Origin of the sequence: Methylobacterium sp. CCH5-D2, from assembly GCF_001556475.1 — a bacterium.
Taxonomy (GTDB): Bacteria; Pseudomonadota; Alphaproteobacteria; order Rhizobiales; family Beijerinckiaceae; genus Methylobacterium; species Methylobacterium hispanicum.
This window is the reverse complement of sequence record NZ_LSIX01001097.1, coordinates 1-6753: the sequence shown is the minus strand read 5'-3', so window position 1 is coordinate 6753 and position 6753 is coordinate 1. Positions and strand designations below refer to the sequence as shown.

The window sequence follows — 6753 nt, the reverse complement described above, 5'->3', positions numbered from 1 at the left end:
TCGGCCCTGCGCCGCCGCTACCGCGAGGGGCTGGCCCTGGGGCGTCCCGAGGTGCGCTTCGTCTACCTCGACGGCGACCGCGCGCTGATCGAGCGGCGGCTGGCGGAGCGTGCCGGCCACTTCATGCCGCCGGCCCTGCTCGACAGCCAGTTCGCCACCCTCGAACCGCCGGATCCGGACGAGCGGCCAGTCGTCGTCGGCATCGAGGATCCGCCGGAGCGCATCGCCGAGCAGGTGGTCGCCGCGCTCGGGCGCGAGGCGGGAAGGGGCGAGCCATGAGCCCGCGTCGAAGCGCGGGCACGCGGCCGGACATCGCCCTGGTGATCTCGGACGTGGACGGAACCCTGGTGACGGACGACAAGCGATTGACGCCCGCCACCGTCGCGGCGGTGCGGCGCCTCGGGGCGGCGGGCATCGGCTTCACCCTGGCCTCGTCGCGCCCGCCCGTCGGGCTGCGCGGCCTCGTCCGCGACCTCGGCCTCGCCCTGCCGCTCGGCGCCTTCAACGGCGCCTGCGTGGTCGGCCCGGACCTCGCCGTGATCGAGGAGCACGCGATTCCCGAGGACGCCGCTCGGGAGGCCGCGCACCGGTTGACGGGGGCGGGGATCGACGTCTGGGTCTTCGCCGCGGGCGCGTGGTGGCTGCGCGACGCAGAGGGGCCCTACACGGATCTCGAGCGCCGCACCCTGCAGGCGGAGCCGCGGGTGCGGGACGACCTCGCGCCCCTGCTCGGGCGGGCCCAGAAGATCGTCGGGGTGAGCCGCGACCACGCCCACCTCGCCGCCTGCGAGGCCGCCGTCGCGGAGGCGCTGGGGAAGCGGGCGAGCGTGCACCGCTCGCAGCCCTACTACCTCGACGTGACGCCGCCCGGGCAGGACAAGGGCGCCTTCGTCGCCTGGATGGGCCGGCATCTCGGCCTCGCGCCGGAGCGGATCGCGACCTTCGGCGACGCCGCCAACGACCGGGCGATGTTCGCGCGGAGCGGGCTCTCGGTCGCCATGGGCAACGCGGAGGATGCGGTGAAGGCGGCGGCCTCGGCCACGACCGATTCGAACGAATCGGACGGTTTCGCCGGCGCGGTGGATCGCCTGATCCTGGCTGCGGCGCCGCGGCCGTAACCGGCGCGCAACAGAATCCGGGCATGATCGGGCGCGGCACGCGGCACGTGCTGTGTCGCACGAGGCACAGGCCCGTCCGTCCGGACCGGCCGCCCACAGGCTGACGCGGCCGGGCCGCTTTCCGGCCTCATTTCGACCCGACCACAGCTTGGCCAGAACAATTACCGGGTCTCGAATGCATCGCCTCCTCCTCGCGACCGCCCTTGCGGCGGCGCCGGCCACGGCCTTCGCTCAGGGCGCGCGCGACAACATCGACGCGCTGATCGAGCAGCAGGCCCGGGCGAACGGCGTTCCCGCGAGCTTCGTGCACGCGGTGGTCAAGCGGGAGAGCAACTACAACCCGAACGCCCGGGGCGGCAGCGCGCTCGGGCTGATGCAGATCAAGCACGCCACCGCCAAGGGCCTGGGCTACCAGGGCGACGCGGCCGGCCTCTACGATCCCGAGACCAACCTGCGCTACGGCGTCGCCTACTTGGCGGGCGCCTACAAGACCGCCAAGGGCAACCTCGCGCAGGCCTACACCTACTACAACCGCGGCTACTACTACGCAGCCAAGCGCCAGGGCCTCGCCACGGAGGTCGCCAGCGTGATGGCCCCGGTGGCCGCCTCGGCCAGCGCCGTGGCGAGCCTGTTCACCGGCCCGCCGCCCGCCGCCGACCCCAGCCTCGCCGCGGCCGGCACGGCGCTGGCCTACGCGCCGACCCTGGCGGCCGCTTCCGTCCAGATCGCAAGCGTCGAGGTGCCGCTGCCGCCGCGCCGGCCCGCCGCCCTCGGGGGCGCGTCCGCGGACACCGTGCAGCTGGCCGCCCTCGACATCGCCGCCGCGCAGGCGGCGGCGCCTCCCCCCGCCGCGGCTCCGGTCACCGCCGGCCAGCCCCAGGGGACCGGCGCGGAACAGGCTCATGCCGAGAGCGTCGAGGTGCCGCTGCCGCCGCGTCGGCCCAGCCTTCAGGTGCTCGCCGCCGTGGCGGCTCCGGCACCCCGGCCAGCGGCCCTCGCCCGCAAGGCCGGCGCCCAGCCCATCCTGGAGGCCTCCGCCCTGCCGGCCCCGCAGGCCCCCGCCCAGTGAGGCGGCTCCGGTGGCCCACCCGGGACCGCGTCCAGGACCGCTTCCGGGGCCGACTATCCGCACCCAACAGGTCCCGCCCGGCTTGACCCCCGCGGCCCGGCACAACAGATAGGTGGCGGGCTTCGCTGCACCGCAGCGCGAGCGGCCCTGAACCACCGCAGGACGCGGCGGGGGGAGCGCCCGATCCGGGCGGGAGGCATCGGCTCTCACGGACACGCTGGGCCGCGAGGTTTTGGCGGATCCGTGCCCGGAGGGCATCGCCTGTGCAGCGGGACGGACCGGACGCGGACGGCAGGACAGGCGTGCCGCCGCACCGGGCGCAGGACGGCCCCTCGGGGCCGCTCCCTGCCTATGAAGGAAGGCGGACGGACGCCATGAACGGCGTGGTGGAACAGGAATCTCTCTTTCTGGCCGATCTCGGTCGCCGGGTTCGCCACGCGCGGACGGTGCGCGGCCTGTCGCGCAAGACGCTGTCGCAGACCTCGGGCCTGTCCGAGCGCTACATCGCGCAGCTCGAGGGCGGCCAGGGCAACGTCTCGATCATCCTGCTGCGCCGGGTGGCCAACGCCATGGGCGTGCGCCTCGACGACCTGATCACCGGCACCGACGCGATCCCCGACTGGCCGGTCGTGCGCGACCTCGTGACCCGCGCGACGCCCGCTCAGATCGCGGCCGCCAAGGCCGTCCTCTCGGGCAACGCGCAGGGCGGGGGCGCCATGCGCCAGCGGGTCGCCCTGGTCGGCCTGCGCGGGGCCGGCAAGTCGACCCTCGGGCGTCTCACCGCGGTGCGCATCGGCTGGACCTTCATCGAGCTGAACGCCGAGATCGAGCGCGAGAACGCACTCTCGGTGCGCGAGATCTTCGCGATCTACGGGCAGGAGGGCTACCGACGCCTGGAGCAGGCGGCGCTGCGCCGCCTCACCGAGCATCCCGGCCCGATGATCCTGGCCACCAGCGGCGGCATCGTGGCCGAGCCGCTGACCTACGACCTGCTGCTGCAGAACTTCTACAGCATCTGGCTGCGGGCCAAGCCCGAGGAGCACATGCAGCGGGTGCGCGACCAGGGCCATCTCGCCATGACGGGCGACCACGCCACCGCGATGCAGGAGCTGCGCGCGGTGCTGATGAGCCGCGAGCCGCTCTACGCCCGCTGCCAGGCGACGGTCGATACCTCCGACATCCCGCTCGACACGATGGTCGAGCGGCTTACCGCCGCGATCGAGACCCGCTTCGGCCTCGGCGCGCGCGTCGCGAGCGTCTGAGCCCCGGATCCGCGGCCCCGGCGCGTGTCTGCCCGGCCGCTTCGTCACGGCGCGCTGCCCCGCGGGTCTTGATCGGGACAGAGGCCGCCCCCACGCTCCGCCGTACGGAACCCGAGCCTTCCGCATGGACTCGGGCCTGCGCAACCCTGATGCCGCAGGATCGGGACTTCGTGGACGGCTGTTATCGGGTAGAATCCTTCCCCGGCACGCGCTGAGGCGCGGCACGCCGGGAGGGACGCGCCGCCCGCTCCGGGCGCCCCGGCGCGTCCCAGGAGACCGAGTTCGAGGAGAGAAGCATGAGCGCAAGCCCCGCCGTCAGTCAGGTCGCCCACGGCCACGACGAGACGCTCGCGGTCTGCGATCCGGTCTGGTCCCGCCTGCGCTCCGAAGCCGAGGCCGTGCTCCGCGAAGAGCCGCAGCTCGCCTCCCTGATGGTCGCCAACATCCTCAACCACGAGACGCTGGAGGGGGCCGTCGCCCACCGGGTCGCCCACCGGCTCGGGCACCCGGCGCTACCGGCCGAACTCATCGCGCACGGCTTCTTCGAGGCCCTGCGCGACGATCCAAGGATCGGCGAGGCCTTCCGGGCCGACATCGTGGCGGTGATGGATCGCGATCCCGCGACCTTCCGGGCGATCGAGCCGGTGCTCTACTTCAAGGGTTTCCACGCCATCCAGGCGCATCGCCTCGCGCACCATTACTGGACCGCCGGGCGGCGTGACCTCGCCCTCTACATGCAGAGCCGCTCGTCCGAGGTGTTCCAGTGCGACATCCACCCGGCGGCACGGATCGGGCGGGGCATCTTCCTCGACCACGCCACCGGCGTCGTCGTGGGCTCGACCGCGGTGATCGAGGACGACGTCTCGATCCTGCACGCGGTGACGCTCGGCGGCACCGGCAAGCAGGGCGCCGACCGACATCCCAAGATCCGCCGCGGCGTGATGATCGGCGCGGGCGCCAAGATCCTCGGCAACATCGAGGTGGGGGCCTGCGCGCGCGTGGCCGCGGGCTCCGTGGTGCTGCGCCCGGTGCCGCCGAACACCACGGTGGTGGGCGTTCCCGCCCGCGTGGTCGGCACGGCGGGCTGCGCCGAGCCGGCGCGGGCCATGGACCAGCTCGTGAGCATGGACCAGTTCATCCACATGGCCGAGGGCATCTGAGGGCGCCCCTGCGCGGGTGCGGGCGCGCTTGCCGCCCGCGCCGCGGCATGGCAAGCCCGCGCCCCATAGCCAGAGGAGACGAGACAGCGTGACCAAGCCCGAGATCGCGAAGCTGCAGGACTACCTGCGCCGCAAGTTCGCGAACAACAACATCCGCATCGTCGCCATGAAGGCCGCCGACTCGGCGGAGGTGTATATCGGCGAGGAGTCGATCGGCGTGATCGCCGACGACAAGGAGGACGGCGACGACTCGTTCGTGTTCCGGATGCCGATCCTCGACATCGACCTTGAGGACTAGGCGTGCCTGTTGACGGGTTAACCCTAGCCCGGACAAACGCTTAACGTTCCGTAAACGACCGGGTTAGAGTGCGCGCGATCCCGTAAAGGAGTCCGCGCGCATGGTCGTCTCGCCCGCCGCCCTCGAATCGATCCGCACGCTCTGCGTCGGCCTCGCCCTCTCCGGCCTGCTCGCCAGCGCCTACGAGCTGCTCACCGCCCGCCGGGCGAGCTTCAGCCTGCTGGAGCGGGGCGGCGTGTCCGCCGCGGCGGCGCTGCCGATGCTGGCCTTCAGCGCGCCGTTCATCATCCTGCGCAACACCGTCCGGGGGCGGCGGATCGAGGGCAGGCCGATCCCCTTCGTGATGCTGGCCACCATGATCGCCTGCAGCTGGAGCCTGCTCTCGGGAAGCCTCGCGCTGCGGTTGGCCGGTCTGATCGCGGGCGTCTGAGCCCCGGGATCGCGAAGGTCTCCACCTTCGGGATCCACGACCTCAGCGGTTAGCCGTCACCGTCGGCGAAGCGCCGCCGTTGAGCGAGACCCAGCGCTCGCCGTCCTGCCCCTCGCGCTTGATGTAGGCGTAGCCGGTGCGGCGCCAGGACAGGACTGCGTTGGTCTTGTTGTCGAGGATGAAGTCGCCGCGGTCGGTGCGCACCATCAGCACCGCGTGGCCCTCGCCGATCTCGTCGATCACCACCGTCATGCGCAGCGCGCGCTTCGGCAGGCCGCGCTCCACCAGCATCCGGCGCTTCAGGAGCTGGTAGTCCTCGCAATCGCCAAAGCCGTCGTCCGGGTAGTCCCAGCGATCAACCACGCCCCAGTGGGCCTGGTCGGTGATCGGCTTGATGCGCCCGTTGACGCGGCGGTTCACGCTGGTCAGCGTCCGCCACAGGGCGGTATTGAGGGGTATCACCGCCGGCTCGCGCGTGTCGACGGCGCATTCCTCGGGCATCCGCGCGCACATCGCCGTCCAGGCCGCGACGGGGCGCACCTCGCCGCCGGTCTCGACCCCGAGGCCGTCCTCCGGCAGGGTGGGCCTGCTGCCGGCCTGGGTGGAGGCGCCCCCGAGCATCAGGATCGTGCCGACGAGGCCGAAGCTGCAGGCCCGCCCCAGACGCCGGACGACGCTCCGGCGCGGTGCCGATAGAGCCAGCGCCGTCTCGGCCACATCCTGGACAACCGCGTGCGCCATGCCCGCCGCCCCCACCGCCCTCGTCGTTGCAATGAAGGTTGCATGACACCGGACGGCGCTCAACCCGAAAATGAAGGGCGAGTTAACGCACCTGGCCGGACGGGGTTCCAAAAGTTTTTCGTGTTGCGCGTGCGCCGATCGGCGGCGTTGCAGCCATGCATCGTCGGCATGTGAGAGCCGCGCGTGTGCGGGAGCGCTTGATTCCGCGCCCATTTGCCGGCTTGAGACGATGCTCCGCGTCCGGGTGATTCGTCCGGACGAACCGACGATCTCGCAAGAACCCGGCCAACGTGCCTCAGGAACAGGACCCAGCGATGCAGCCCGCCATCCAGCACGTGATCCGCGCGCTCGCCGAGGACGGGCGGGAGGGAGCGCAGGGGATCGCCGAGTACGCCGTGGAAACCTTCGCGGCGGCCTGCCCGACCGAGGGCGACCGGGCGCTCGCGCTCGATATCCTGCTGCGCGACCTCGCGAGCCTACGGGGCGTGGCGCCGCATCTGGCCGCCTTCGTCGGCCGGATCGAGGCCTACGTCATCCGCCTGAAGGCCGTGAAGCGGCCGCTCGTCGTGGCGGAGGCGGCCTGATCCTCAGCGGTTGGCGGTCATCGCCGGGGAGGTGAGGCCGCCGAGCGAGACCCAGGCGGTGGCGTCCTGGCTCTCGCGCTTGACGAAGACG

Annotated in this window: 8 protein-coding genes and 2 pseudogenes; 8 read left to right on the top strand and 2 right to left on the bottom strand. The window is 72.5% G+C overall.

Annotation, left to right across the window (positions count from 1 at the left end):
* The 7 genes and pseudogenes from AX737_RS35040 to AX737_RS29435 all read left to right on the top strand — a co-directional run.
* A pseudogene (locus tag AX737_RS35040) lies at positions 1–279 on the top strand (gluconokinase); the annotation flags it as partial.
* Positions 276–1118 (top strand): Cof-type HAD-IIB family hydrolase, encoded by an 843-nt coding sequence (locus AX737_RS29460; protein WP_066927559.1) that lies wholly within the window; start codon positions 276–278, stop codon positions 1116–1118. The pseudogene AX737_RS35040 and the gene AX737_RS29460, both read left to right, overlap by 4 nt.
* A gap of 175 nt (positions 1119–1293) precedes the next feature.
* Positions 1294–2187, top strand: coding sequence for a transglycosylase SLT domain-containing protein (locus tag AX737_RS29455; RefSeq protein ID WP_066927557.1), 894 nt, complete (start codon positions 1294–1296; stop codon positions 2185–2187).
* 263 nt (positions 2188–2450) lie between these two features.
* The gene (locus tag AX737_RS29450; RefSeq protein ID WP_348626818.1) at positions 2451–3449 is read left to right on the top strand and encodes a helix-turn-helix transcriptional regulator; all 999 of its coding nucleotides are present in this window, start codon (positions 2451–2453) and stop codon (positions 3447–3449) included.
* 296 nt (positions 3450–3745) lie between these two features.
* Positions 3746–4609 carry a serine O-acetyltransferase gene (gene cysE, locus AX737_RS29445; protein ID WP_066927553.1) on the top strand — a complete coding sequence of 288 codons (864 nt, stop codon included), beginning with the start codon at positions 3746–3748 and terminating at the stop codon, positions 4607–4609.
* Positions 4610–4697: 88 nt separating this feature from the next.
* Entirely contained in the window at positions 4698–4907 is a 210-nt protein-coding gene (locus AX737_RS29440) for a DUF3126 family protein (protein ID WP_066927551.1), read from the top strand.
* Between the two features lie 100 nt (positions 4908–5007).
* A complete protein-coding gene (locus AX737_RS29435; protein WP_066927549.1) occupies positions 5008–5337 on the top strand; it encodes a hypothetical protein in 330 nt (109 codons plus the stop codon).
* A gap of 42 nt (positions 5338–5379) precedes the next feature.
* Here the strand turns inward: AX737_RS29435 and AX737_RS29430 are convergent, their stop codons facing one another.
* Positions 5380–6078, bottom strand: coding sequence for a transglutaminase-like cysteine peptidase (locus tag AX737_RS29430; RefSeq protein WP_066927547.1), 699 nt, complete (start codon positions 6076–6078; stop codon positions 5380–5382).
* 314 nt (positions 6079–6392) lie between these two features.
* Between AX737_RS29430 and AX737_RS29425 the strand changes: the two genes are divergently transcribed.
* Entirely contained in the window at positions 6393–6662 is a 270-nt protein-coding gene (locus AX737_RS29425; RefSeq protein ID WP_066927544.1) for a hypothetical protein, read from the top strand.
* A gap of 3 nt (positions 6663–6665) precedes the next feature.
* On the opposite strand, the pseudogene AX737_RS36560 reads toward AX737_RS29425, so the two are convergent.
* A pseudogene (locus AX737_RS36560) lies at positions 6666–6753 on the bottom strand (transglutaminase); the annotation flags it as partial.